Consider the following 24,175-nt stretch of genomic DNA (forward strand, 5'->3'; position numbering starts at 1 on the left):
GCTTTTCGTCAGTCGGCGTGGCCGACGATCTGCAACTTCTCGTGCAGGTTCGGCGCCAGTGTGTGGTTGTGCGCGTAGATACGGTCGATCAAGGTCATCACGTCCAGCGCGTGCTGCGAATTGCCCATGGTGACGGGCATGCCGAGCGACACGGCATCCATGAAATGCTCCGCCTCACGCGCCCATGACGTGTCGATGGCGAAGTGCATCCGCTCCTCGGTATCGAAATTCGCGGCCGGCGCGGTGGCGCGGTTCTTCGCGATGGTCAGTTCTTCCTCGCCATAGGTGCCGGAGGAGGTTTTCAGGCCGTTGAGCACGCAGTAGCCACGCTCCATGAAGACTTCGAGCGAGAACAGGTGCCGCCACTGCGTCATGGTGGAATGGAACGACACCTCGATACCCGTGTCGCTGTTGCGCATGATGGCGAAGACATTGTCCTCCATGCCGGGAATGTTCCAGTAGCGGCTGGACACATAGGCATGCACATCGTCGAAGGGGACGCCGCCCATGTGCAGGAACAGATCCAGCATATGGATGCCCTGGTCGAGCAGGATGCCGCCGCCGGCGCGCTCCGGGTCGGCGCGCCAGGTCTTCAGGTAGTCGCCGTCGACGCTCTTGCCGTAGCGGCCGCGCATCCAGATCACGCGGCCGTAGGTGCCGCTGTCGATGATCTGTTTCATCTTCACGACGGCGCCGTGATGGCGATGGTTGAAGCCATACATCAGCACTCGCCGCGATGCGCGTTCGGCCGCGATGATCTCGCGCACGTCGTCGGCGGTGAACGCGGGCGGCTTCTCGCAGAACACATGCTTGCCGGCATTCAGGGCGGCGATGGTCAGCGACTTGTTCACGTCGTTGGTCGCGCAGATGAAGACGATGCCGATCTTGGGATCGTCGATGATCTCCTGCGCGGAGGCAGCGATGGCGAAGGGCACATCCTTCGGCGGATGGGGATCGTAGACCTTCACCACGGTCGCGCGACCATCCGTTTGCAGTGCCGCGGCGCGGGTCTGGCCCATCTTGCCGAAACCGATGATACCGACGTTATGCGCCATATGCTTTGCTCCAATCATGGTCTGCCCATCTGGCCGGGCTTCAGTGGGCCAGAGGTCAGCGTTCGACCAACACGTTCACGGAATGCTCGGCCACGCGGTCGCACAGCACGGTGCTGGCACCCGCGCCTTGGGCCAATGCAAGGCCGGCGGCCACGTCCCACCACATGATTCCACTCTCGGTGTAACCATCGAGGCGGCCTGCCGCGACCCAGGCAAGGGACAGCGCGGCGGCACCCAGCATGCGGATCTTCGTCCAATCCGCGGTCAGATCGCCGAGGCGGGCCAGGGTCACCGCCACCTCGGTCTTGGCCGGGAAGCCGGTTGCCAGCATCTGCCGGGCCGGCGCGGGCTGGGCGACCAGGTTTCCGTTCACGCGCAGGCCAAGCCCCGCGCCGCCGGCGAAGAGTTCGTCGCGCTCGGGGTCGTAGATCGCGCCAAGAAGAGGCTCCCGCCCACGGCACAATGCGAGGGAGACGGCATAGAGCGGCACGCCCCGAAAGTAGTTGAACGACCCGTCCAGCGGATCGAGCACCCAGTGCAGGCCATCGGTCGCGGGCATCGGGCCGGCCCAGCCGCCCTCTTCACCCAGCACGGGCAGATCGGCGCGGTCGCGCAGAAACGCCCGGATCATCGCTTCCGATTCGGCGTCTTCATGCAGCTTGATGTCGCGGCCCAGTTGTGAGGCCGGCGCACTGCGGCGTTGTCGCTGTTGCCGCAGGTAGTCCCGCGTGATTCGGACCGCTTCGCCCGCGGTCGCCAAAAGCGAAACAATTTTGTCGGGATCGGCGTGAGGCAATTCAGATCACCCCGGTGGGCTAAAGGACCCCTGTGCTTTACAGAGAGGCGAGCGGCGTGGCAATCATACAACGTTGAAGAGCGAGTGGCGGCCTTGATACACGACACTGCATTGGCAGCCCGTATTGCGGCTGCTTTTGATACCCGGAACGTGGTGGAGCCTGCACCCGGCGATATTCCCACGGACCTTGCGGGCGCCGAACGGATTGTCGATGCCATCGCGCCCAAGCTGGGTCCGATCGGGGCCTTCAAGCTGGGCGCGACCATCGCGCAGGTGCGCGCAACCCTGGGGCTGCCACGCCAGTTTTTCGGCACGATACCGCAAAGCCGCATCTATCCCGATGGCGGCGATGTGCCCTTCGTCGCCGCCCGCCAGCGTGGCGTCGAAAGCGAATACGCTTTCCGCCTGGCGCGCGACCTGACGGCCGCTGATGCGGGGCTGGACGAGGCGGGGCTGATCGCGGCGATCGACACCGTCCATCCGTCGATCGAGATCCCCGGTTCGCGCTTCGTCGGCCTTGGCGCACACGGCGGTTTCGGCCTGGTCGCCGATGTCGGCGCGGTTGGATCCTTCGTGGTTGGGCCGGGCCAGAAACTCGGCGATCCCGCGCGGTTGACCGATGCGCCCGTCATCCTGGAGATCGAGGGCAGCGACCCCGTAACCGGCGGCGGCGCCGTGATCGACGGCGGGCCCTTCGGGCCGCTTCTGACCTTCGTGCGCACCGCCCTGGCGCGTGGCTACGCGCTGAAGGCCGGGCAGTTCATCGCTTCGGGGAGCTGCACGGGATACATCGACGTGCCGACCGGCACGCTGGTCACCGCCCGCTTCCCCGCGCTGGACTCCTCGGTGTCCATGCGCTTCGCGGCCGAAGCCTGAATGGCGCTGCCCAACGCGCCGCGCGTGGCGGTCCTGTCGCGGTCCTTTTCAAAGCACCCGATCCTGCGGGGCGAGTTGGCGGCGGTCTATCCGAACGTCACCTTCAACGACACCGGCCGCACGCTGGCCGGGGACGAGTTGATCGGCTTCCTGGACGGTCATGACCAGGCGGTCGTGGCGCTGGAAAAGATCACCGACCAGGTTTTTGCTGCCCTGCCGGGGCTGCGCGTCATCAGCAAATACGGCGTGGGTCTCGACAACGTCGACCTGCGGGCCGCGGCCAGGCATGGGGTGAAGGTCGGCTGGACCGGCGGCGTGAACCGCCGTTCGGTCGCGGAACTGGCCCTGTGTTTCATGATCGCGGCTTTGCGCGGCGTCAGCACGTCGCAGACCGAAGTGCGCGGCGGCATCTGGCGCCAATACCAGGGGCGGCAGATTTCGGACGCCACGGTCGGGCTGATCGGCTGCGGGCATGTCGGCCGCGAATTGGGTCGCATGCTACGGGCCCTGGGCGTGCGCGTGCTGGCGCATGACATTCGCGATATCGCCGCCTTCTGCGCCGAAACCGGCGTGGAGAGTGTCGGCCTGGACGCGCTGGTCGCCGGGTCGGACGTCATTTCGCTGCACATCCCGGCGACGCCGGACACAGCCAATTTGATCGACGGCCCGCGCCTGGGCGCGATGCGCAAGGGCGCGGTGCTGATCAACACGGCCCGCGGCGGGCTGGTGGATGAGGTCGCGCTAAAGGCCGCCCTGATGGACGGCACCTTGTCGGCCGCCTGTTTCGACGTCTTCGCCTCGGAACCGCCGCAGGACAGCGAATTGTTGAACCTGCCGAATTTCATCGCCACCGCCCATATCGGCGGTAGCGCGAATGAGGCGGTGGTGGCGATGGGCCGCGCCGCGATCGCGGGGCTGGCCGCGGCCACCGACCCGCTTGGATTCCTGAGCCCCTGGGCACCCTGACGAGGCGACCATGAAGAACATCGCAATGATCCCGGCGCGGATGGGCAGCCAGCGCCTGAAGCAGAAGAACCTGATGCCGCTGCGCGGCGTCCCGCTGCTGGCCCATGCCGTCCGCAAATGCCTCGCCGCCGGGGTGTTCGACGAGGTCTGGGTCAATTCCGAACACGACACCTTTGGCGAGATCGCCGTGGCCGAGGGCGCGCATTTCCACAAGCGCCCCGAGGAGCTGGCCAATCATGTCGCGACCAGCGAACAGTTCGTCGCCGAATTCCTCGAGAAGCACGCCTGCGAGCGGCTGTTCCAGGTGCATTCCATCGCGCCCCTGCTGACGGTGGCGGAGGTGACGCGCTTCACGCAGGAGATGATCGCCGGCGACTTCGACGTGATGCTCAGCGTGGTCGACGAGCCGCTGGAGGCCTTTTGCCGCGGCGAACCCGTGAACTTCACCTTGGCCGAGAAGACCAACTCGCAGGACCTGCCGCCCGTGCGGCGTGTCACCTGGTCGATCACCGGCTGGCGCAGCAGCACCTACATGGCCGCCGCCGCGGCGGGTCAATGCGCGACCTACGCCGGCAAGGTCGGGCTGAGCAGCCTCAACCGCCTGGCCGGCCATGTGATCAAGACGGCCGAGGACCTGGCCCTGGCGGAAGCGCTTTACCCGCTGGTACACGAACCGGCGGCCTGAGCCGGCGTCCGCAGGAGCCCCCCCGATGATTGATGCGCCGGTGCTGTTCGTCGTCGGGCCCGCACGGTCGGGGATCACGGTGCTGGCGGAGGCGCTGGGCGTTGGGGTGCCGCAGCGCGATGTCTTGGCCGAGCTGGCGCGAATCGCGGCGCTGGCGGCCGCGGGTGGCAATGCCGCGCGGCGCGCCGCCGCCATCGGGCGTCCAACGCCTCCCAGCGGGCTGACCCCGCGTGTCACCCGGGCCTTGCTGGAGGACCTGCTGGGGCCGGAGCGGGGCAAGCAAGTGCTGCGCGCCGCGGAATGGCTGCCCGAGGCCGGGATCATGCCCGGCTTGCGGTTCATCCTGCCGCAGCTGCCCAAGGCGCGCGTGGTGATCCTGCATCGGGATGGCGTGCAGACCGTCAACAGCCGGTTGCGCACGGAGCCCAGGCTGGACTTCGTGCAGCACTGCCTGTCCTGGACGGCCGCGATGGAAGCCGGGGTCGCCCTTCGCGCGGCCTGTCCGTCGCAGGTCATCGTGCTGGGCCATCGCGCCTTGCTGAACACGCCGGCGGAAAGCCTGGCCAAGCTTGGCGCCTTCGCACGGTTCGACGATGCGGTTGCCGCCCGGATCCAGCAGCACCTGCTGAAGGCCTGGCCGGAACGCAGCGGCATGGACCCGGCCACGGCGGGGCCGGGGCTGGCCGATGTCGCCTGGAGCACGCCCGAGAAGCTGCTGTTCCTCGACATCTGCGGCGATGCCATGCGCAAGGCGGGCTACGGCGTCGGCGACGCCGCAGCGCTGCTGCGCCGCGCCCCGCTGCGTGTGTCGGATCTGGCGGCATCCGGTCGGCTGCGGCTCGAAGGGATCGAACCGGATTGGCCGCGGACGGAGGCCGAGGGAACCCTGCGGCTGAGCGCGACCACCGGCGGCGCGGCCATCGCCGTGTGGCATGGCATCGCCCTGGCCGGGCGCCGGCGCCTGACCGGGCGGCTGAGGGCGCTGCCGCAGAACGCGCCCGGGTTCCGGATGCAGATCGACGTGCTTGGCACGCTGACCCGCCAATTGGTGATGACCGAGGCATTCGACCTGGCCGCCGGCGCGTCGATCAACCTGGGGCACCGGCTGCGCGACGTGCCCGAGATGGTCGACCTGGTCGTCAGCGTGGCCGCCGGGCAGGCGGTTGGCCAGGGCGTTGATCTATGTGACGTTACCCTCTCACTCGGCTGATGGCGAACGAAAGACGGATGAGCAGCCCTTCACTCCAGGATGCCGCGAACGCGCTGGCGGCGGCGCTGTCGCGCCGGATCGCGTGGAAAGACGCCGATCCCGTCGGTTCGCCATTCGACCAGGCGCTGCAGCGGCGTGTGCTGCAATCCTATGTGGACGACCTGGCCGGGCTGAGCCCCGAGGATGCGGCAGGCTGGATGCTGCAACGCATGGCGATGCTGGAGGCACGGCTGATGGCGGTGCAGGCCGGGCAGTGGCACGGCGGCGAGGCGATTTCGCCCGTGGTCGCGGCCCGTTCCGCGCAACAGGGCGCGACCGAGGCGAAGCCCGCCATCGCGCCCGTGGTGGCCGAAGCGATCGTGCTGCCGACCGAGGCCGTTGTCCCGATGGAAGAGGCCCTTTCGACCGAGGGCTTCTACGCCAAGGAAAAGAGCAGCAAGGGCGGCACCTTCCGTTGGATTGGCCCCTTGCCGCGCGCGTCGCTGTTCATCCCGAAGCTGAAAGGGCCCATCGAGGTCCGGCTACACATCCTCGACACGCGGGCGCCCGATGTTCTCGGCGCCACCAGGGTCGCGCTGGATGGCGGTGAATGGACGGTGGTGACGGTGCTGCGGGAGGAGAGCGGTATCGTCCTGATCGCGGTGCCGCCGGTGGGCCATATCAACCACGCCGCCACAATGCGGTTGGACATCGATTCAATCCGCACGGATTCACCGAAACGTCACGGCAAGAGCGACGATCGGGAGTTGTCTATAGCGGTGCAAAAAGTGCAGTTGAGGACTCTTCCGGGTCAGTGATGGGCCGCAACGGCTCTTCAACTGATCGCGGTGCGGCGGGTGTGGATCGCGTAGAGACCACGGAATTTCCCGCATTGCGTGTAGCGGCACTTTCGAGCATGGTTTTTGCACCAAGAGAAAACGGGAATGCATGAACGGCACCCAACCGGGGCGTCGCTTTATGTGCTGACCGCTTGCGGAAAATCACAACCCACGATCATTTTTTGATCGCTTTCGGAGACTTATGATGGCTTGGGAACCATGGCTTGAGGACTACTACGCGCTTTATCAAAAATTGCTGGTGTCCGACGAGATCAAGACGCGCCTCGTCGCCTTCCACGATCTTTGTCTGACGGTGCGGGCAGGCCGGAACAAGCTGATGTTCGCCGGGAACGGGGCCAGCGCCTCGATTTCCTCCCATGGTGCGGTCGATTTCACCAAGCAGGGCCAGGTCCGGGCGGTTGATTTCAACGAACCGAACCTGATCACCTGCCTGTCGAATGATTTCGGTTATGAGAACTTCATGGCGAAGGCCGTCGAGTTCTATGGCGATGACGGCGACGTGCTGGTGTTGATCTCGGTCTCCGGCAATTCGAAGAACGCCGTCAATGCCGCGAAATACGCGAAGTCACGCGGGATGAAGGTGGTGACCTTCACCGGCAGCGCGGCAGACAACCAGTTGCGCGCCCTGGCCGATATCGACTTCTGGGTGGGCTCCCGCGCCTACAACATCGTCGAGAGCCTGCACATGATCTGGATCACCACGGTCGTGGATATGCTGGTCGGAAAGGCGGAATACGCCGTCGCCTGAAGCCCGATGACGCGGCGGGCGTCAGGGCCCCGCCGCGTCCTTCAGGAAATCATCGAAGGCCGCATAGGGGTGCTGGCCTGACTCGGCGGGGCTGTCGCATGGGACAAGCCCCTTCGCCGTGGCGCGGAACGCCGAAAGCAAACCGGGGCGCGCCGTTTCCGGCTTCCAGACGAGCAGTGGAATACCGCGGGCGATCGCCAGGGCCGTGACCGGCCCCTCGGTTGGGTGACGGCCCGGAATGATCAGTGTCGCGATCCGGCCAGGTGCTGCGGCCGCGACCGCCTGTGGCCACAGCAGCAGGCATTCGGGCGGCAGGCCGAGCCGCGCGCGCAACTGTGCGCCGGCGGCCAAGGGTGGCGCGTCGATCACCACCGCCAGGCGCGCGCGCTTCAACCTGACGAAGGATCGCGCCGCGGCCAGGATCGGGCGCAACAGCGCCGCATCGACCGCGGGACCCGTCGCGTCGATCGCCACGACCGGGCCCTTGTCGAGCGCCGGGTCGGCGATCGGCGACACCTCGGCCGCCAGGCCAGGCGCATCGAAGCCGATGGTCAGCGCGTCATCGCCCGCGCCAAAGCGCAGCAGGCGCGTGTCGTCCTGCCTCGCCATGTCCAGCGCCGCATCCGGTGGCGTCGCCTCGACCAGGATGGCCCGCGCCAACCCGCCCTGCGCCCGCAGGATACCAAGGGCAGGCGCCAGCCCGATCCCATCGCCAAGCACGAGCCGCAACCGGCCCGGATAACCGGTGAGGCCCGCGAGCACGGCCTCCAGCGCCGATGACGACAGGTCCCACGCGGCGCGCGGCGCCGTATCGCCGGGATGCGGCGTCAGGGGATTCGCCAGGATGATCGCATCGGCCAGGGCCTGCCAGCGCGGCAGGTCATCGGCGAAGCGATGCGGGTTGCCGTGCAGGATCAGCAGGATCTCGTGGCCGGCCCGGCGCAGATGCGCCAGCAGCGCCCGCCGTGCGGCCCCCGCGAGGGGTTGCAGCAAGCCCGCATCCGTCACGACCAGGGCGACGACGGGCGGGCGGGTCCGGTCGGTCAGGAACCCTGTGGGAAGCAGGGCGACATCGGCACCGAGCGTCGCCTGCGCGCGCCGCAGCGGCGTGGTATGCCCGCCGCGGGCGAAGACCATGTCGTCGCCGCGCAGGAATTCGGCCCGCCACGGCACCTCGGCCAGGCATACCTCCGGCAGGCGCGCCGCCAGGTGCAGCCCCGCGAAGGCGTCGCCATAGGCGCGGTGGCGATTGTGGATGCCGGTGTTCACCCGGTTCGGCACGGTCTCGCCCAGCAACTGGTCGCCCGACCAGAAGCGAATGACCTCGATGCCCGGGCGTGCCAGCGCCCATCCGTCGAATTCGACCACGCCGTATTCGTCGCAACTGGCGCGGGTGATCTCACCGATCGGTGGCAGGTCGGGCCGGTCGGGCAGGGGTGGTGGCAACAAGGGGGCGCCCGGCGCGGAACCGACCCATTTGGGTTGCAGCGTGTCCGCGACCACGCCATCGGCGGTCACAATCCGCAGCAGCACGCCGCCCTTGCCGGCCGCGTCCAGCGCGGCCAGGTCGTCCTGGCCCAAATGAATGCTGATCCCGGGGTCCTGCACCGGAAAGGTGTTCAGCCGCTTCATGACATCGGGCCGGGCGACGCCGGATTGCACCCAAAGGGGACGCGTGCCGACGAAGGCTTCCAGCCTGATCAGCGGCGTGCTCGTCGCGACCCAGCCCTGGATCACGGCCGAGCCCGGCTCCCGCAGGTATTTCCAGCCGCCGCGCATGATGTTCGCGGCGTTCGGCGCCGGCGATTTCTCGTCGCCACGGGTGCCCAGGGACAAGGGCAGGGCGGGGGTCCGCAGGAAATCGTTCAGCGAGCGGAGTGCGGTGACACCGCAGGCCTGGATGCTGGCGACGGAGGCCACCGCCTGCTGGAGGTGGTCCCAATCGCCCGCCGCGGAGTCGACGACGCGCCGTATCCCATCGCGCAGGGCATCGACGTCGGCCACGGGGGCGGCGACGAGGGCGTCGCCACAGACCTCGCGGAAGACCGGCAGGTCGTAGCAGACGCAGGGCGTGCCGGCGGACAGCGCCTCGATCGGCGGCAGGCCATAGCCCTCGAACCGGGAGGGGTAGAGCAGCATGCGCGCGCGCTTGAGTTCGACGAACTTGTCGTTGTCGGACAGGAGGGGCCGGATCTCGATATTGATCCCGAAGGGCTCCGCCGCCGCGAAGATCGCGTCGCGGTAGTCTTCGTCGAGCGTGGCGCTGCCGACGATCAGGCAGAGCGTCCAGCCGCGCAGATCCTCCGACAGGACGTCGATGATGTCCTGGCCGCCCTTGTGCGGGTCGCGCGCACGGATGAAGCAGACCACGCGGTTCTCGCGATACTGCGGTTCGACGCGGGCGAGGGCCTGCACGTTGATGGGCTGGTGCCAGTAGTCGAACCGCGTGCTGTCCGGGAAGTCGGTGTAGTAGGACTGCGCGAAATGCATGGATTGCTGGGAGTTGCTGAGGACGAGGCAACCATCCTCGGTGCAGCGCCGCCATTCCAGCCACATGTCTTCGCTGCGCGCTTCGGGCGATGACGCGTTGAACCAGTTGGGTGTTTCGAAGTTGAACAGTACGGGGCGCGCGCCGCGGCGCCGGGCGAAGCCGCGGGCGCCGATGTAGAACAGGCGGTCCTGCGACTGCCCCGGGATGATGACGACGATGTCGAAGGCACCGTCCGGAAGCCCGGTGTGGAAATCCCTGGTGACGAAAAGCCCGACCTGTCCCGGATGCCCGAAATGCTTGAGGTCGTCGTAGAAGACCGGCCTGGCATTGGTGACGAAGGCGACATCGGCCCCGACGCTGGCCAGGCATTGGGCCAGGATGAAGGCGGCCAGGCGGCCGCCGCCATAGACCCCGGGGGGGTTGGTCACGAAGATCGCGACGCGCAGTGGCCGATCCGGGCTGGGGTTGAAGGTCTCGGGATCGGGCGCGGCCAAGGGCGGGGTCATGTCATTCATGCCACGGCTCCGACCGGGGATGCGGCGCTTTCGGCGGGCAGCGGCGGCCAGCCGACCAAGAGGTCCAATGCGGTGCCATCGCGCGCGACGCAGAGCAGCCGGGCCTCGGTCTTGTGCGGGGTGGCGTCGAGCGGCACGCGCAGTTCGAAGCCGATTTTCGCGACGGGATAGCCGCCGTGCTTCGACATGATCTTTGGCCGCGGCGTGAAGGCCGAGACACCGAACCAGCGCTGGCAGTCGGGGGCGAGGAACAGCCCGCCCAGCGGTTCCTGCGCCACCACCCAACCGGTGATGATGCGATGGTCGCCGGCCACCGCCTCGGATTCGATGCCGGAGCGGGTCGGCCGCCAGGGATCGGCCGGCGTGACCTGCGCGGGCTGGAAATCGATGGGCGGGGCGCAGGCCAGGTCGTCGCAGAGCGGCGTGACCGTCACCGGCCCCCCGTCCGGCAGCATCAGGTGGCAGGTCATCGTGGCAGCGCCGGCCGGATCCGTGGTGACGCGCCATACGGCCGCGATGGCGCTGCCCTGCGCATCCTCCGCACGCAGGCCGTTGGTGCCGGGCGGCACCGGCGCGACCAGGGTGGCGAGCACGCCGTCGCCGGCGAACTGCCGGCATCCGATCACGCGCGGCGGGTATGGCGATGCGACGGGGGCGGCGGCGCTGGCGGTCGGCGGGCCGAAGATCGCGGGCGGTGCCCGGCGCGGTGGCCCGGCCGGGATCGCCGCCGCGCCGCGCAACAGGATATCGGCCAGGCGCAGTGCCGCATCATCGAAGCCAAAGCCCGGTTCGACCATGGCGCGAAGGGCTTTTTGCCGGGGCGGTTGGCGCAAGGCCTCCGCCAGGGCGGCGGCAAGCGGACCGGTCGCGACATGGGTCGCCGCCGCCAGCCCCGCCTCGCGCAGGTCCGGCGCAGGGAAGCAGACGCTTTCGGTGCCGGCATAGGCGGCATCGGCCGCCGTCGTCGTGGCCGGGCACAGGACCGCCTGGGCCGCGGCCATGCGGCGAAACGCCTCGGCGGGCGATGCCGGGCCGGGCCATTCCAGCACGGCGTCCGGCACGGTCGCGACATGCGCGGCGATGGCATCGCGGCTGGCCGGCGACAGCCGCTCCGCCCCGACCACGCGCAAGGTCCGGCCGGACAGGAGGTCCGGCGGGATGTCTGACAGGATCGGCGCGTCCGTCGCGCCATCGGGCAGGATGGCCAGGATGCTGCCGTCCTTCGGCTCATCCAGGCAGCCGCGTGCGGCGAGTGTGTTGACCGGCGTGCGCCACGCCTCGAACCGGATCCGCCCGTCGCGCGCGGCGTAAAACGCGCGCGCCTGCCGGTCGGCGGCGTCGCTGTCCGACAGGACGAGCGCACCGGACAGGCACAGCCGCCGCGCGTCATCCCATTGCCGCGGATCATGCGGCCCGCTGGGCATCGTCCTGTGCAGCACGGCGACCCTGGTGGGCACGGCCGCCAGGAAAGCGCCACAGGCCGCGGCGAAGCCTGGCTGGTGGTCCACGGGCGGCACCACGATCACCCAGTCGAAGCGGGACTGCGCAAGGCCGGTCAGGGGATCGCCCAGCCGGTGCAGGCTGACGCCGCCCGGGGCCAGCGGATCGAAGGCGGCAAGATCCGGGGCGGTGTCCGTGATGAGATGCACGTCGCCGCCGGACGCGGCCACCGCATGGGCCAGCATGAGCGCGCGGCCCACCAGCGCGTCATCCGCGCGCAGCGTGCAGAGCACCGCCACCCGCAGGCCAAGCGGGCCCATCATAGGGGCGAGGCCAAGGCGCTAGCGGATCGCAAGGGCTGACTCGAAGGGCTGGCGGTCGAAGATCTCCAGCAATCCGCCTCGACTCGCATTTCGGATGAAGCCGCCCTCTATTTCCATCACGCGCCGCGCCGTCAGGAATGCCGTGGTTATGTCGCGCAGGTCCGGCGGGTGCCAGGGGCGTCCGCCCCGGTAGCCGTCGATGAAATGATTGCCGTCGCCCGATGCGGCACGCGCGCCATCGGCGCCGTCCGTCGTCGTGAAGGCGAAGCGGAAATCCGCGCCATAGAGGAAGAACTGCCGCACGCCCATCAGATAGCCGATCTGCATGGCGACGTAGACCGACGATCCGCCCGTAGACACCTGGCGGTCGGGGCGGGTCGAAAACAGCGGGGGGGAAATGCCCATCTGCCGAACCCAGATGTGATCGCCGGTCAGCGCGGGCGGGATCCCATCGGCGACGAAGACGGTGCCGCCCGATTCATCGACGATCTCCTGCCCGAAATCCGTGATCATCTGCGGGTCGCCCGTGACCGTGTATCGCGGCCGCAGCCGGGTCTTGCCGTGGGCCAGGTGGAAGCGGTTGAAGCCGAAGGTCAGCCGGCCTTCCAGGGCGTCCAGATCCTCGACCCGGACGCCGGGGCCGTTGCCGATCAGCCACGCCGTTTCGCCACGGTGGCGGTTCGCCATCGCGGCCAGGCGCCGGCTGCTGGTGGGCGGGGTGCGCGTCCATGGCACCGGGCTGCGCATGACCTGCCCGACGCCGGCGTCCGGGCCGGGGGTGTCTTCGGGGGGCGCGGGCGTGATGCCGACCGCGCGCGTCGTGTTCGGCAGCCGGATCCGGCCCCGCAGCACGGTCGCGCCGGGAACCTGCGTGGTCGTCACCGGCCATGCCGTCAGCTCGGGCACGAACCGCGGATCGGCGGTATCGGTCCAGGCCAGGACCTCCACCTGCTGCCCGCCGACCGGGGTCATCACCATCAGCCCGGCGCCTTCCTCGGGGATCGAGGCTGGCGGGCGATGCAGCAGGCCTTCGCCGCCGGATACCGATACGGCGAGCTGCGCCGTGGTCAGCCCCCGCGGCAGCACCGCGAGGACCTCGACCTCCGTCAGGCCGCGCCGCCGTGGGTGCAGCGTGACGAAGGCGTTGGGGGGGCTTTCGCCGGTGTCGGTGATGACGCGCGCGACGGCGAAAGGCCCCGCGTCCTGCACCAGGAAGCGCCAGTCGAGCAGCCGGGTCCGGGGATTGAAGCGCGCGACCTCACCGTCCGGCAGCAGTTTTGCCGCACGGGATGGGCGCGCCGCTGGCAGGCCGAGCGCGTTCAGGGCGGCGGCGATCGGGTCCTGTTCCGGCGGGCCTTCGGGCGAGGCCCCGGGCAGGTCGACGTCACGTGCATCCGGCACGAGCCACAGCCGGTCGTGGGGGATGTCGTCGCCGAAGCGCGCCGCATCCTCGGCCGACGCGACCCAAAGCTGGCGGACATGCGGGGCCGCGATCCGCACCGCGGCCGTGAAGGCCTGGGCGGCCGCCAGGTGCCATCGCCTGGCGTAGCCGTCCGGCAGCAGCGCCGCCGCGTCGGCGTGCAAGCTGGCGTCATGGGCGTGGACGCGCCAGACGACCGGCAGTCCGAGCCCCGCCACATGCGGCGCCAGCAATCCCGCGATATCCCCGCCCAGCACCACCACCTGCGGCCCGAGCTTGCGAAGCCGGCCAAGCAGCCTTTCCAGGCGGCGGGGGTTGAGCACGTGGCGCAACAGGGCGGATGGATCGGCCAGCCGGTCCCACGTGGCATCCGGCATGGCGGTGCATGGGGCGTCGGGCGGGACCTCGAACAGGCCTGGCACGGCCGGGGGGAGCTGACCCTCGGCGAGGATGGCCGCCAGGACCTCGGGGTGGAACGGCCGGCGGGGCAGCAGGACCACATCGCGCTGGCGCAGCGCACGCCGCGCCGCAGGGGTCAGCACATCCCCCAGGACGATCTGCGTGACCTCTGCCTGGCCGGAAAGCGCCGCCGCCAATTGATGCGATCGGGCGCGGTCGCCATGCGACGACGCCATCGGCGCATGCGGGCTGATGACAACGATGCGGCGCAGACTCGCGGTCTCCTGTCTTACGGGCGGGAGCGTTGCCGCCGCCTGGATATGTTGCGAGTGCTCAGATTGCATCGCTGGCCGCTTTTCCGCCAGGGTGGGTTGCAGGTGTGGGTGGCGTGTCGCGATTTTCGTTCGCGGATTCGCATGCGACCAGGGTGGAGGTCACCTCCAGAGCGAATTGAAATCCACCCGGCGCAGGCTCGTCAGATGCGTGCCGATCGTCGCATTCACGATCTGCACGCCATAGCGTTCGCCCCAGAGCCGGCAATATTCAAAGGCTGTCTCCGCCCAGGCCGTGCGGGGCGGTACGAAGACCTTGTTGCTGCTGTAGGCATTGGTGAAGTGGGTTGCCCCGGTCGCGGCATTGCCCTCCCAGAAATCCCAGCCGAGCTTGCTTTGGCGCACCAGATCCTCGGGCGGGACAAGGGGGGTCAGGTTGATCGCCGCCGCTTCGCCCTGGCCGCGGCGTTTGGCGCGCGCGATGGGGTAGCTGTGGTCCACGCCCACCAGCACGATGGGATTGCATCCCATCATCGCCGCGATCTGGATGAGCGTGATTGTCACGGTGAAGGCGTTGAACACCGTGCTCGGCGTCTCCGCGAAATAGGGGAAGCGCAACGATGTCGGACTTCCGAAGCGCAGGTCCGACACGACCGGAATCGGGCAGGCGTTCGTGACGCGAAGGAAGTTGAGATACTCGAAGGGGAAAAACTTGATCGAGTCCCGATCGATGCCCTGTTCGTATTCCTCCTGGTACATCTCAATCTGGAGACGGTCGGAGATGCCCCAATATTTGAACGCGTAGCCCCAATCCTCATAGCCGAGGAAGCAGCGGTTGGAGCCGAAGGTGATCTCGTCCTTCAAGAGGGACATGTCGGTCTGCCGCAGCGACGGGCCATTGCCGACGATGAAGGCGCGCTGCCCCTTGTGGCGGTCGATCAAATTATCGACGAGATACGGAATTTGCGCGCGATGCGTCGCGTCGCCCGCGACAAACTCGAAATTGCGTACGCCGAGTTCGTGCAATACCCGGACGGCCCCGAAGTGTTCCACCCAGGATGGAACGATCTCGTTGCTGCGAAAGACCATGCCGAAAGGCACAGGTGCACAGAGGAAGGCAGCTTCGGCGCCGCGATCGTTGATCCGTGCCAGCAACGGCCGCAGCGACAGGGCTTCGGGCCAGTGCGGCGCGCCGGGCAGCACGAAATGCTGCAGGCCGAAGCGCTGTGCCAAGGCCTCCAGGAAACCCAGATCGGCGGCCTCGGCCAGCAGGACGGGCTTGCCGCCTTCGCTCAGGTTCCGCTGTAGCCAAGTGTCGGCGATCTCGGCGTCGGCGGCCGTGACATAGGCAAGTTTCAGCACGATGCCAAAGCCCGGGCGCGCGCGACGGCGCCCGTCGCATGGGCTGGCCGCGTCAGCGACACGCCGAAAAGGGACAGCATCCAGTCATCCTGTCGTTCGATCGCGGCATGATCGCTCTTAACTTCGCCACGGACAACCAGCAACCGGGAGGCGGTCGCGCTGCGAGAACGTCGGCCGATGATGCCAAATGCCCGTGCGCCTGGAGGTTTGCTGCGTTGCACAAGCCGCCGGGTTGGTGGTAACGCTTACGCGCAATGCAACACTGACGTGCAAACTGTTGACGCAATTCCGTTGTATCAACTCGCGAATAGACCCGGGAAAATCACGCATGATTGGCGCCAGATCATTCGGTAGCGGTTTCCAGAGCGTGGCGTTCAAGATTTCCCGTGTATTTATTGATAACGATATCAAAACTGTGATGTTTGATGCCGCGAGCATGACAATCCTGCCGATGCCACGGCGGGTTGGCGCATCGTCTCTTATGGTCACTGATGTGGTCATTCCATGTCAGCGACCTGGTGCCGGCGCGCCTGTTGGGACCACGGCCGGCTTGGCCGTGGCGGGGGGAATTCGGGTCTGATGCAAAGCGAGAAAGTCGTGGAAACCGTCGTCGCGAAGCCCCCGCGACTGGTTGTGAGCGAGGTCGTGCTGAACCGTACGCGGAAGGAAGCCTTCATCCGCGGCTTTGCCCATGACGCACTGGCGGCCCTTGCGCCGCGCTTTGCCTGGGATGGGGACGACGTCATCGATGCCACGACGGCGTTTGATCTGCGGCAGGATCTGCTGAAGAATCCAGGCGAATGCCCTGATCCCGCCTGCGGCTATTCATTCCGCTTGCCGCTGCCGAAGGGGAAGCCGCCGTTCCTCGGGCGGGTGTTTCTCGAGATCGACGGGGTGCTGCGCGCCGCCCGTGGCGTGACGATCTCTCCGGAAACGACGGACTTCGATGCCGATTTTTCCGTCGAAAGCATCGATATCACGGCACTCGGCCAGACTCTGCGCGTGCGTGGCAGGGTGGTCGGCGTGGGGCAGCCGGAATTGGATGGCGTTGTCATCGACGGCAGGCGGCTCGCGCTGCAACCCGCCGCGCGCTTCCTGCCGGCGCGCAAAGCGAATGCTGGAGCTTCGCAAAAGGTCGAGTTGCTGCTGCCGCTTCGTTTCGCCGAGGCCGGCCTGTTCTTCCAGGTCTTCGTGAGGCCGAAATCGAAGATCACCCTGACCTTCCGGCGGCCATCGACCCTGTACACGTTCGACGTCGTGCACGAGATGCCTGTGACGGTGCCGGCGGCGGGCTTCGGCCAGATCAACGCTCTCCGCTACGCGCCGACCAACGCCCATCTTGAGGTCAGCGGCGCCTTCTACGGCCATTTCGCCGCCGCCCGCGTGCGTGTGCTGGTCAATGGCGTGGAGCAGCGCCGGACCGCGACGGTCCAGCCGCAGCAGGTGGCGGGCCTGGGGCTGGAACGCGCCAGCGACGCACGATTCTGCAAATGGGTCTGGTGCGACGCGGTCACACTGCAGCCCGGGCGCCCCGTCGTCGTCGAGGCCAGGTTGGTTGACGGCCTCGGCGTCGTTGCCGATGCCGTCCTGTCGGTCCCGGCGGCCAACCTGCCCCAGATCGACGAGCCATTGTCACCTTCGTATCACGTATCGGCGTTGCGGGACCCGTTCGACGCGATGCTGGCGGCGGCGGGCGCTGCATCAGCCGATCCGACCATCGCTTTTGTTTTCCCCGGCGACATGTCCCGTGCTTTCGGCGGTGGTCCGACACGGTTGCTGGCGATGGCACAGTATCTCCGGACGATGGGCTTTCGCACCGTCCTGCTCGATCGGGCATCCGGCGCGAATCCGACCGTCGAGCGCGTTCCGTCCGTCGCCGCGGCATTCGACATCAGGCTGGGCGTGCCTGAGAGCAGCCTCGATCAAATGTGCGTTCTTTGCCTGGATGAAGCAGGGCTGGGCGACACCAGCCAGGTCATCAGCGAGGCGCTCGGGCAGGCCCTGTCCGAACCGCGGCCGGACAATGCGGAGGATCTGATCTCCCGCCGGACCGATCATCGCTTCGATGCGGTGGCGGCATTCCTCCTGTCGCGGCTCAACCCCGACGTGGTGATCGCCAGTTTCGTCTGGACCGCCGGCGCGCTCGCGCTGATGCCGCCAAGCGTGTGTCGCATCCTCGATACGGTCGATATCCAATATCGTCGCGGCGAACTGCACGCGGCGATGTTCGGCGACGACAGCATGCAGTCGGATCGTACCGTGGAACTCGCGGCCTGGGCCGTCGCGGATTACCTGATCGCGATCCAGCCTGATGAAAAGGACGAGATCATCAGCGCATCTGGCCGCAACAATGTCGTGTTGTGCGGTCACGGCGCGAAGGCGGTCGCTGAGCCCCGAACGTCGGAGCCGGCGCCCGTCGTCCTGTTCATCGGCAACAATTACGCCCCGAACCTTGAGGGTATTGCCCGCTTCATCCGCGACGCCTGGCCCGCCCTGCGGGCCCAGGTCCCGGACGCGCGCCTTTGGGTCGTGGGCACCGTTGGTGACACATTGACCAATGCGCCCCCAGGGGTCGAAATTCTTGGCCGGGTGGATGATCTCCAGGCCGTCTACGATCAGGCCGCCGTGGTCATCAACCCCGTCGACGTCGGCACCGGCGTCTCCATCAAGCTGATCGAAGCCCTGTGCAACGGCCGTGCGACGGTGACAACCTCCGTCGGCATCCGTGGCATGCGGGGGGCCGAAGAGGCCGTGATCGTGGCGGAGATGCCCCAGATGGCCGAGGTCGTCGGCGGTTTGCTGCAATCCCCGGAACGCCGCCGCGTGCTTGAAGCGGCCGCAACGCATTTCGCGCGCAGAACCCTTTCGTCCGAGGTCGTGTTTCGCGAATTGTTCAACACCATCGAACTGCGGATGTACTCCTGACCCATGATGGACATCGGCGACATCACGCCCTGGTCTGGTCAGACCAACGGCCGCTTCCACATCGACTTCCTCGGCGTCAGGACCGACGCCAGTTTTTTCGCAACGCTGCGGCCGGCGAAACCTGGCCGCTTGCGGACAAGTCATCCAGTCGTCAGCGACCTGCTATTCGAATACGCCGCCTGCGTCATGGCGGCCTCGGTCTGCACCGGGGGCTTCACGGTGCTCGAACTTGGAGCCGCCTGGGGGGTCTGGACCGCGCGTGCGACGGCGATCGCACGCCGCGTGGGCGTGCCGGTGCGCACGATCGCGGTCGAGCCGATGCCGGGCCTCATCAACCTGATGCGGCAGCACTACACCACCAACGGCATGCGCGGGGACTGCCACCAGATCGTGCCGAACGTGATCGGCGCGGTGCGCGGCCCCGTCTGGTTCCGCTTCGAGTCACCGACCCATCCCGGCGGGCGTGTCGTCCCCGAAGAATGGGTTGCACGCCAGGTCTCAAGCGCCATGCCCGACCTCCCGGACTGGTCGGCGGTGCCGGCACGCGACGGCTCACTCGTCGCACGTGTGCCTTGCATCCCGGTCTCCGACATCGTCGCGCGCGAACCGGCCATCAATTTCGCGCATGTCCGGGTGAACGGGCCACCGCACGGCATGATCGGCAAGCAGGGCCTGCAGGCGGCCCGCACCGGCGTCGTCGTCTGCCCCGGCCTGTCCGTCGCCGATGGTGCGGCCCTTGACGACGCATTGAAGCGGGGCGGCTTCCGTACGGTCTTGAACCTTGCGCCGGGGACGGTGTTGCAGGGCACGCGCACGACGGCGACGCTGCGGTCCGGCCTGCGCGTGGCGATCGGTGGGCTGATTCCCGATGCGGCGCGCATCCAGATCGAGCAGCGGCTGCGGGCGCTTACCGGCCTGGCCGAACCGGCCCTCGCCTGACCAGGCAAGACTTGCCCTTCCATGAGTTGAACAGGATCGCGCATGCACACGACGACCGAAACGCTGCGGCCCTTGCTGATCGATGCGGGAACATCGCTCGAAGCGAAGTTCGAGGCCCTGCACGGGGCCTATGCCGGCGAGACGATGTTCATCCTGGGCTGCGGGCCATCCCTGGCCGAGTATACCGCCGACCAGCTTGACCAGTTGCTGGCCGGAAAACTGGTCGTGGCCTTGAAGCAGGCGCTGGACTACGTGCCGACGCAGGGCGATTTCCTGGTCCTCAACTCGTGGAATTTCCGCAGCTACGAATTCGCCCGTGCGCGACCCGTCGTGATTCGCGAATCCGGTCGCAATGATCCGCCGGTATTCCTGGATGGCGACATCGCACTGGATATCCCACGGCCATCGAGCCGGGACGACCAACTCGCACTGTCGCGCAAGTTCGACGACTACATGTTCTCCAAGACTCTCAATCGCCCATGGGGACCAGGCGTGCTGTACGAGATCGGCTTCTATCTGGCCGAGCACATGGGCGTGTCCAAGGTGGTGACGCTCGGGTGGGACGTGGGCGTCCGCAATTCACCGCAGATGCCGCACTTCTACGACACCACCTCGCCCGAAGTGGTGCGGTTCATCCGGCAGTCGCGCGAGATCGAGGATATCGGTGAGCGCAACAGATTCCTGCATGATCGCGGCGTGGTGTACAACCGGCCACGCATCATCCCCGAGGAGGTCGATGACTGCGCCTCGGTGTCCGCCGATTGGCAGCAGTGGCTCAACGGCAAGGGCATCGACCTGAGGCTGGTATCCCACCAGTCGCTGGCCGCCGACACCATTCCGCGCACGCGAATCGAGAACGAGATCTGACGGCGGGTCCCTGCCCAATGCTGGCTGCCGATTGGCAACGAACGGAGCACCACCAGGAAAGGCCATTCCTTGTCACGCCTCCTTGATGTCACGCCGGAACACGGCTTCCGCCCGCCACACCATACGAATCAGCCGGATTCGAGCGGTGTTTTCACGACGCGGCGCGATTGATGCACAGGCGCGACCTGCCGACAGACTCTCTTTCGGCGCGCGGATCCTGGAACGCGTCCTGCCGCGCACGGCGGCCGGCAACGGTGGCAAGGGCATGACCCGTGCCCAGATGCCGGCCGAGACCGGTCGGCTTGGCGCCGGCGGGCGCGTGGCGTGATCGCCGTCTCCAACCTCGCCTGGCCCGCGGAGGCGCTGGAGGAAGCCCTGGCGCTGCTGGCCGCCTGCGACGCGCGCGGGGTTGAGGTCGCGCCGACCCGCATGGCGCCATGGGATGCCCTGACGCCCGCCGATCTGGCCGCCTACCGCGCGCGCCTCGATGTCCATGGGCTGGTGCCTTCGTCGTTGCAGGCGATTTTTTTCGGCGTGCCGCGGGCGCAGTTGCTGGGCGATTCGGCAGGGTTCGACGCGATGGTGGACCACCTGCGCAGGGTCGGCGCGGTGGGCCAGGCGCTGGGCGTTTCGACCGCGGTGTTCGGGGCGCCCCACAACCGCTTGCGCGGCGCGCTGACACCAGCCACGGCGATGGAATTGGCGGCGGAGCGGCTGGCGCTGCTCGCGCCCGTCGCGGCCGACGCGGGGCTGGTGCTGGCGATGGAGCCGGTGCCGGCGGCCTATGGCTCGGATTTCCTGATGACGTGGCGGGCGGCCCTTGCCCTGGTGCGGCATGTCGGCCACCCGGCTGTGCGGCTGCACCTGGATACCGCCTGCGTGGCGCTGGGCGGTGGCGACATCGCGGCGGCGGTGTCCGAGGGGGCCGATATGCTGGCGCATTTTCACGCGGCACAACCGAAGCTGGTGGATTTCGCCGAACCGATTCCCGGCCATGCCGCCGCCGGCGCCGCCCTGGCGCGCGCTGGTTACAACGGATGGGTGGCGATCGAGATGCTGGAACAGCCGGACTGGCGGGGTGCCCTGACCGGGGCATTGGCCGCGGTGGGCGCCGCGTATCTGCCGGGCGGAGGCGCCTGAGGCAGCGACGCGTTCGAGGGGGGGGGGAGCGGCGTCCCATGGTTGGCGCCGTGCTTGCGGAACAGACGGGTGACGCGCCGACCAGCGGCCTGCCGAAGTGCCGCGACCGACAGGCCTGGCCGGCCCATGTGGTGCCGATGCCGATCCGTGTTAATTTGGGTCATCCAACAACAGGAGGACGCCTTGGCCGATCTCATCATCATTGCCTATGACAGCGAAGCGACGGCGGAAGCCGCGCGGAAGAAGCTGTTCGAGCTGCAAAAGGAATACCTGGTCGAACTCGGCGACGCCGTGGTCGCCGTCCGGCATGACGACGGCACGGTCAAGCTGAACCAGTTGATCAACCTGACGGCGGCGGGCGCCGCATCGGGCGGGATGTGGGGCGCGCTGGTCGGCCTGCTGTTCCTGAACCCGCTGCTGGGGGCCGCGATCGGTGCCGGTGCGGGCGCGTTGAGCGGCCGTTTCACCGACGTCGGCATTGATGACAAGTTCATGAAGGATGCGGCGACGGCCCTGACACCAGGCCAGGCCGCGCTCTGCGTCCTGGTCCGCAAGGTCACGGCCGACAAGGTCCTGCCCGCGATGGCGCATTTCGGCGGCACGGTGCTGCGCACCAACCTGACCGAGGAGCAGGAAACCAAGCTGCGCGAGGCCCTGGCCAAGGGCTGAGCACGGCGCAGGCTGCCCCGGCCTTGCGCCGGGGCAGCCCGTATTCGGCCCGGTGGCCGCTGTGGAGCGTTTCACATGTCGGACCCCAGGCCCCGACCCAGCACCTACGACAAGCGCGTCGCGCTGGTCCTGCAGGGGGGCGGCGCGCTCGGCAGCTACCAGGCTGGCGTGTATGAGGCGCTGGCCGGTTCGGACTACCTGCCGGATTGGGTGGCCGGGATTTCGATCGGCGCGATCAACGCCGCGATCATCGCCGGCAACGCGCCCGAACACCGTGTCGAACGACTGCGGCGCTTTTGGGAAACGGTGACGACGCCCGCCGGGCCGCTGGGCGCCTTCGACGCCGCCAATCGCGACATCGGCGCCGCCACCGCGCTCATCCTGGGCCAGTCCGGATTCTTCGCGCCGCGCCCGCTGACGGGATGGAGTGCGACGCCCGAAGGGGCAAGTTTCTACGACACATCCGCGCTGAAGGGCACGCTGGAACGCCTGGTCGATTTCGACCGCATCAACGCGCGCGAGATGCGGCTGAGCGTCGGCGCGGTGAATGTGCGAACCGGCAACTTCGCCTATTTCGACAACTCAAAAATCCAGATCAGGGCGGAGCACATCATGGCCAGCGGCGCCTTGCCGCCAGGCTTTCCCTCGGTCGAGATCGACGGCGAACACTATTGGGACGGCGGCCTCGTTTCCAACACGCCGCTGCAATATGTGCTGACGACCGTGCCGCGGCGCAGCCGGTTGACGTTCCAGGTCGATCTCTTCGCCTCGCGCGGGCCCTTGCCGACGACGCTGGACGAGGTGATGGAGCGCGCGAAGGACGTGCGCTACAGCAGCCGCACCAGGGCCGCGACCGATACGATGGCGCGGATGCACGACCTGCGGCACAACATCAACGAGCTGTGGCAACAACTGCCCGACGAACTGCGGCATACGCCGGCGGCGCGGTTCCTGTATGCCTTCGGCTGTGTCACGACGATGGACATCGTGGAGATCATCTATCGCCCTGGCGAACCGCTGGGCCAATCGAAGGATTATGAGTTCAGCCGCCGCACGATGCACGACCGCTGGGCGCAAGGTGTCGCCGATGCGCGGACCACGCTGGCGGTATCGCCGTGGTTGGCGCCCGCGGAGCCGGGGCTTGGGGCACGCACCTTCGATGTGCTGTTCCCGGGGCGCTAGAGCGGGATGCGTTCGCATTCGCTCACGCATAGCGGTCTAGCTTGTTGTTGTGTCGCGTGATTCAGCCCTGCGGCGCATTCGCGCCTACGGCCATCACGCTCTAACCCCCCGCCACGCCTTGGGTGTTCACATATAGAGCATAGAGCGAATGGCTGGCCGCCATGAACAACCGGCTGCGCCCCCTGCCGCCAAAGCACAAGTTCGCGCAGCGTTCCGGCAATGAGATGTGCCCGATCGGCACGCCATCCGGTGCGAAGACACGCACGCCATCCAGAGCGTTAACGCCCATGCCCCAACCGCACCAGAGGTTGCCGTGCACATCGACCCGGAAGCCATCCGGCGTGCCGGGCCCCGCATCGATCAGCGTGCGCCCGCGACGCAGCCCGCCGTCCACGACATCATAGGCGCGGATGGCGCGCGGCGTCGCGCGGGATTCGACGACGTACAAAAGGCTCTCGTCGGGCGAAAAGGCGAGCCCGTTCGGACCCAACGCGTCATCTGCCACCATCCGAACCTCGCCGGTCGTGCCGTCGATCCGATAGATGCAGGCCGGCAATTCCTGCGGCGCCATCAGCCCCAGGTAATGACTGTCGATGCCGAACGGCGGATCGGTGAACCAGATCGAGCCATCCGATTTCACCACGATGTCATTCGGCGAGTTCAGCCGCTTGCCATCGAAGCGATCGGCCAGCACCGTCTGCGTGCCGTCGTATTCCGTGCGCACCACGCGGCGGCCGCCCTGCGGCCCGCCATGTTCGCAGGTGACCAGCCGGCCCTGGCGGTCGCGCGTATTGCCGTTGGCGAAGTTCGATGGCCCACGGAAGGTGCTGATGGCGCCATTGGTCTCGTCCCATTTCACGATGCGGTCGCCGGCCACGTCGCTGAACAGCAGGTAGCGCCCATCGCCGAACCAGACAGGCCCTTCGGCCCAACCAAAGCCTGTCGCCAGGCGCTCGATCCCGGCCAGCGGCAGGTGATAGGCGGCGAAGCGCGGATCCAGCGCACGAATGGCGGGATCGGGGTAACGCAGGCTTGGTTCCCACATGAAACGTGACC

The 24,175-nt window shown here is 67.7% G+C and carries 20 protein-coding genes; 13 read left to right on the forward strand and 7 right to left on the reverse strand.

All coding sequences use genetic code 11. The annotated features are described in order from the left end of the window. Positions 1 to 8 precede the first annotated feature (8 nt). Both ACQW02_RS00900 and ACQW02_RS00905 read right to left on the reverse strand, forming a co-directional pair. A complete protein-coding gene (locus ACQW02_RS00900) occupies positions 9 to 1,055 on the reverse strand; it encodes a Gfo/Idh/MocA family protein (protein ID WP_431283395.1) in 1,047 nt (348 codons plus the stop codon). Positions 1,056 to 1,110: 55 nt separating this feature from the next. After that, complete coding sequence (locus tag ACQW02_RS00905; RefSeq protein WP_431283396.1) at positions 1,111 to 1,686, reverse strand: inositol monophosphatase family protein; 576 nt, start codon at positions 1,684 to 1,686, stop codon at positions 1,111 to 1,113. Positions 1,687 to 2,001: 315 nt separating this feature from the next. On the opposite strand from ACQW02_RS00905, the gene ACQW02_RS00910 reads away from it, so the two are divergent. From ACQW02_RS00910 to ACQW02_RS00935, 6 genes are all read left to right on the forward strand, one after another. Next, complete coding sequence (locus tag ACQW02_RS00910) at positions 2,002 to 2,727, forward strand: 2-keto-4-pentenoate hydratase (protein WP_431283397.1); 726 nt, start codon at positions 2,002 to 2,004, stop codon at positions 2,725 to 2,727. Beyond that, positions 2,728 to 3,693 (forward strand): phosphoglycerate dehydrogenase, encoded by a 966-nt coding sequence (locus ACQW02_RS00915; RefSeq protein ID WP_431283398.1) that lies wholly within the window; start codon positions 2,728 to 2,730, stop codon positions 3,691 to 3,693. 10 nt (positions 3,694 to 3,703) lie between these two features. Further along, positions 3,704 to 4,378, forward strand: a complete 675-nt coding sequence (locus ACQW02_RS00920; RefSeq protein WP_431283399.1) for a cytidylyltransferase domain-containing protein — start codon at positions 3,704 to 3,706, stop codon at positions 4,376 to 4,378. A gap of 25 nt (positions 4,379 to 4,403) precedes the next feature. Continuing rightward, the gene (locus tag ACQW02_RS00925) at positions 4,404 to 5,588 is read left to right on the forward strand and encodes a sulfotransferase (protein WP_431283400.1); all 1,185 of its coding nucleotides are present in this window, start codon (positions 4,404 to 4,406) and stop codon (positions 5,586 to 5,588) included. Positions 5,589 to 5,605: 17 nt separating this feature from the next. Further along, positions 5,606 to 6,385, forward strand: a complete 780-nt coding sequence (locus ACQW02_RS00930; RefSeq protein WP_431283401.1) for a hypothetical protein — start codon at positions 5,606 to 5,608, stop codon at positions 6,383 to 6,385. A 226-nt stretch (positions 6,386 to 6,611) separates the two neighbouring features. Next, positions 6,612 to 7,175 (forward strand): D-sedoheptulose-7-phosphate isomerase, encoded by a 564-nt coding sequence (locus ACQW02_RS00935; protein ID WP_431283402.1) that lies wholly within the window; start codon positions 6,612 to 6,614, stop codon positions 7,173 to 7,175. A 21-nt stretch (positions 7,176 to 7,196) separates the two neighbouring features. On the opposite strand, the gene ACQW02_RS00940 is transcribed toward ACQW02_RS00935, so the two are convergent. From ACQW02_RS00940 to ACQW02_RS00955, 4 genes are all read right to left on the reverse strand, one after another. After that, positions 7,197 to 10,181, reverse strand: a complete 2,985-nt coding sequence (locus tag ACQW02_RS00940) for a glycosyltransferase (protein ID WP_431283403.1) — start codon at positions 10,179 to 10,181, stop codon at positions 7,197 to 7,199. Further along, positions 10,178 to 11,944: a hypothetical protein gene (locus ACQW02_RS00945; protein ID WP_431283404.1), complete on the reverse strand. Its 1,767-nt coding sequence runs from the start codon at positions 11,942 to 11,944 to the stop codon at positions 10,178 to 10,180. The genes ACQW02_RS00940 and ACQW02_RS00945 overlap by 4 nt, the downstream gene beginning before the upstream one ends. 18 nt (positions 11,945 to 11,962) lie before the next feature. Then, on the reverse strand, positions 11,963 to 13,999 hold the full coding sequence (locus ACQW02_RS00950; RefSeq protein ID WP_431283405.1) for a hypothetical protein: 2,037 nt from the start codon (positions 13,997 to 13,999) through the stop codon (positions 11,963 to 11,965). 198 nt (positions 14,000 to 14,197) lie between these two features. Next, positions 14,198 to 15,397, reverse strand: a complete 1,200-nt coding sequence (locus ACQW02_RS00955; protein ID WP_431283406.1) for a hypothetical protein — start codon at positions 15,395 to 15,397, stop codon at positions 14,198 to 14,200. A gap of 187 nt (positions 15,398 to 15,584) precedes the next feature. On the opposite strand from ACQW02_RS00955, the gene ACQW02_RS00960 reads away from it, so the two are divergent. The 7 genes from ACQW02_RS00960 to ACQW02_RS00990 all read left to right on the forward strand — a co-directional run bounded on the left by ACQW02_RS00960 (position 15,585) and on the right by ACQW02_RS00990 (position 23,119). After that, complete coding sequence (locus tag ACQW02_RS00960) at positions 15,585 to 15,977, forward strand: hypothetical protein (protein ID WP_431283407.1); 393 nt, start codon at positions 15,585 to 15,587, stop codon at positions 15,975 to 15,977. Further along, entirely contained in the window at positions 15,977 to 18,322 is a 2,346-nt protein-coding gene (locus ACQW02_RS00965; RefSeq protein WP_431283408.1) for a glycosyltransferase, read from the forward strand. The genes ACQW02_RS00960 and ACQW02_RS00965 overlap by 1 nt, the downstream gene beginning before the upstream one ends. A 3-nt stretch (positions 18,323 to 18,325) precedes the next feature. Beyond that, positions 18,326 to 19,261 carry a hypothetical protein gene (locus ACQW02_RS00970; protein WP_431283409.1) on the forward strand — a complete coding sequence of 312 codons (936 nt, stop codon included), beginning with the start codon at positions 18,326 to 18,328 and terminating at the stop codon, positions 19,259 to 19,261. A 42-nt stretch (positions 19,262 to 19,303) separates the two neighbouring features. Further along, complete coding sequence (locus ACQW02_RS00975; protein ID WP_431283410.1) at positions 19,304 to 20,128, forward strand: hypothetical protein; 825 nt, start codon at positions 19,304 to 19,306, stop codon at positions 20,126 to 20,128. Between the two features lie 324 nt (positions 20,129 to 20,452). Further along, positions 20,453 to 21,268, forward strand: a complete 816-nt coding sequence (locus ACQW02_RS00980; protein WP_431283411.1) for a sugar phosphate isomerase/epimerase family protein — start codon at positions 20,453 to 20,455, stop codon at positions 21,266 to 21,268. 183 nt (positions 21,269 to 21,451) lie between these two features. Further along, positions 21,452 to 21,937 carry a DUF1269 domain-containing protein gene (locus tag ACQW02_RS00985; protein WP_431283412.1) on the forward strand — a complete coding sequence of 162 codons (486 nt, stop codon included), beginning with the start codon at positions 21,452 to 21,454 and terminating at the stop codon, positions 21,935 to 21,937. Between the two features lie 75 nt (positions 21,938 to 22,012). Next, a complete protein-coding gene (locus ACQW02_RS00990) occupies positions 22,013 to 23,119 on the forward strand; it encodes a DUF3734 domain-containing protein (protein ID WP_431283413.1) in 1,107 nt (368 codons plus the stop codon). Positions 23,120 to 23,219: 100 nt separating this feature from the next. Here ACQW02_RS00990 and ACQW02_RS00995 read toward each other — a convergent pair whose 3' ends face one another. Then, positions 23,220 to 24,164 (reverse strand): SMP-30/gluconolactonase/LRE family protein, encoded by a 945-nt coding sequence (locus ACQW02_RS00995; RefSeq protein ID WP_431283414.1) that lies wholly within the window; start codon positions 24,162 to 24,164, stop codon positions 23,220 to 23,222. Positions 24,165 to 24,175 lie beyond the last annotated feature (11 nt).

Source organism: Humitalea sp. 24SJ18S-53, assembly GCF_050632385.1.
Lineage (GTDB): Bacteria > Pseudomonadota > Alphaproteobacteria > Acetobacterales > Acetobacteraceae > Humitalea.

Excerpts from the sequence above, each read along its gene's own strand:
- ACQW02_RS00995 (WP_431283414.1), bottom strand. The coding sequence starts at position 24,164 with ATGTGGGAACCAAGCCTGCGTTACCCCGATCCCGCCATTCGTGCGCTG.
- ACQW02_RS00930 (WP_431283401.1), top strand. The coding sequence starts at position 5,606 with ATGAGCAGCCCTTCACTCCAGGATGCCGCGAACGCGCTGGCGGCGGCG.
- ACQW02_RS00920 (WP_431283399.1), top strand. The coding sequence starts at position 3,704 with ATGAAGAACATCGCAATGATCCCGGCGCGGATGGGCAGCCAGCGCCTG.
- ACQW02_RS00975 (WP_431283410.1), top strand. The coding sequence starts at position 19,304 with ATGCACACGACGACCGAAACGCTGCGGCCCTTGCTGATCGATGCGGGA.
- ACQW02_RS00965 (WP_431283408.1), top strand. The coding sequence starts at position 15,977 with ATGCAAAGCGAGAAAGTCGTGGAAACCGTCGTCGCGAAGCCCCCGCGA.
- ACQW02_RS00915 (WP_431283398.1), top strand. The coding sequence starts at position 2,728 with ATGGCGCTGCCCAACGCGCCGCGCGTGGCGGTCCTGTCGCGGTCCTTT.
- ACQW02_RS00905 (WP_431283396.1), bottom strand. The coding sequence starts at position 1,686 with ATGATCCGGGCGTTTCTGCGCGACCGCGCCGATCTGCCCGTGCTGGGT.
- ACQW02_RS00945 (WP_431283404.1), bottom strand. The coding sequence starts at position 11,944 with ATGATGGGCCCGCTTGGCCTGCGGGTGGCGGTGCTCTGCACGCTGCGC.
- ACQW02_RS00990 (WP_431283413.1), top strand. The coding sequence starts at position 22,013 with ATGTCGGACCCCAGGCCCCGACCCAGCACCTACGACAAGCGCGTCGCG.
- ACQW02_RS00970 (WP_431283409.1), top strand. The coding sequence starts at position 18,326 with ATGATGGACATCGGCGACATCACGCCCTGGTCTGGTCAGACCAACGGC.
- ACQW02_RS00900 (WP_431283395.1), bottom strand. The coding sequence starts at position 1,055 with ATGGCGCATAACGTCGGTATCATCGGTTTCGGCAAGATGGGCCAGACC.
- ACQW02_RS00950 (WP_431283405.1), bottom strand. The coding sequence starts at position 13,999 with ATGGCGTCGTCGCATGGCGACCGCGCCCGATCGCATCAATTGGCGGCG.
- ACQW02_RS00935 (WP_431283402.1), top strand. The coding sequence starts at position 6,612 with ATGGCTTGGGAACCATGGCTTGAGGACTACTACGCGCTTTATCAAAAA.
- ACQW02_RS00940 (WP_431283403.1), bottom strand. The coding sequence starts at position 10,181 with ATGAATGACATGACCCCGCCCTTGGCCGCGCCCGATCCCGAGACCTTC.
- ACQW02_RS00925 (WP_431283400.1), top strand. The coding sequence starts at position 4,404 with ATGATTGATGCGCCGGTGCTGTTCGTCGTCGGGCCCGCACGGTCGGGG.
- ACQW02_RS00960 (WP_431283407.1), top strand. The coding sequence starts at position 15,585 with ATGCCCGTGCGCCTGGAGGTTTGCTGCGTTGCACAAGCCGCCGGGTTG.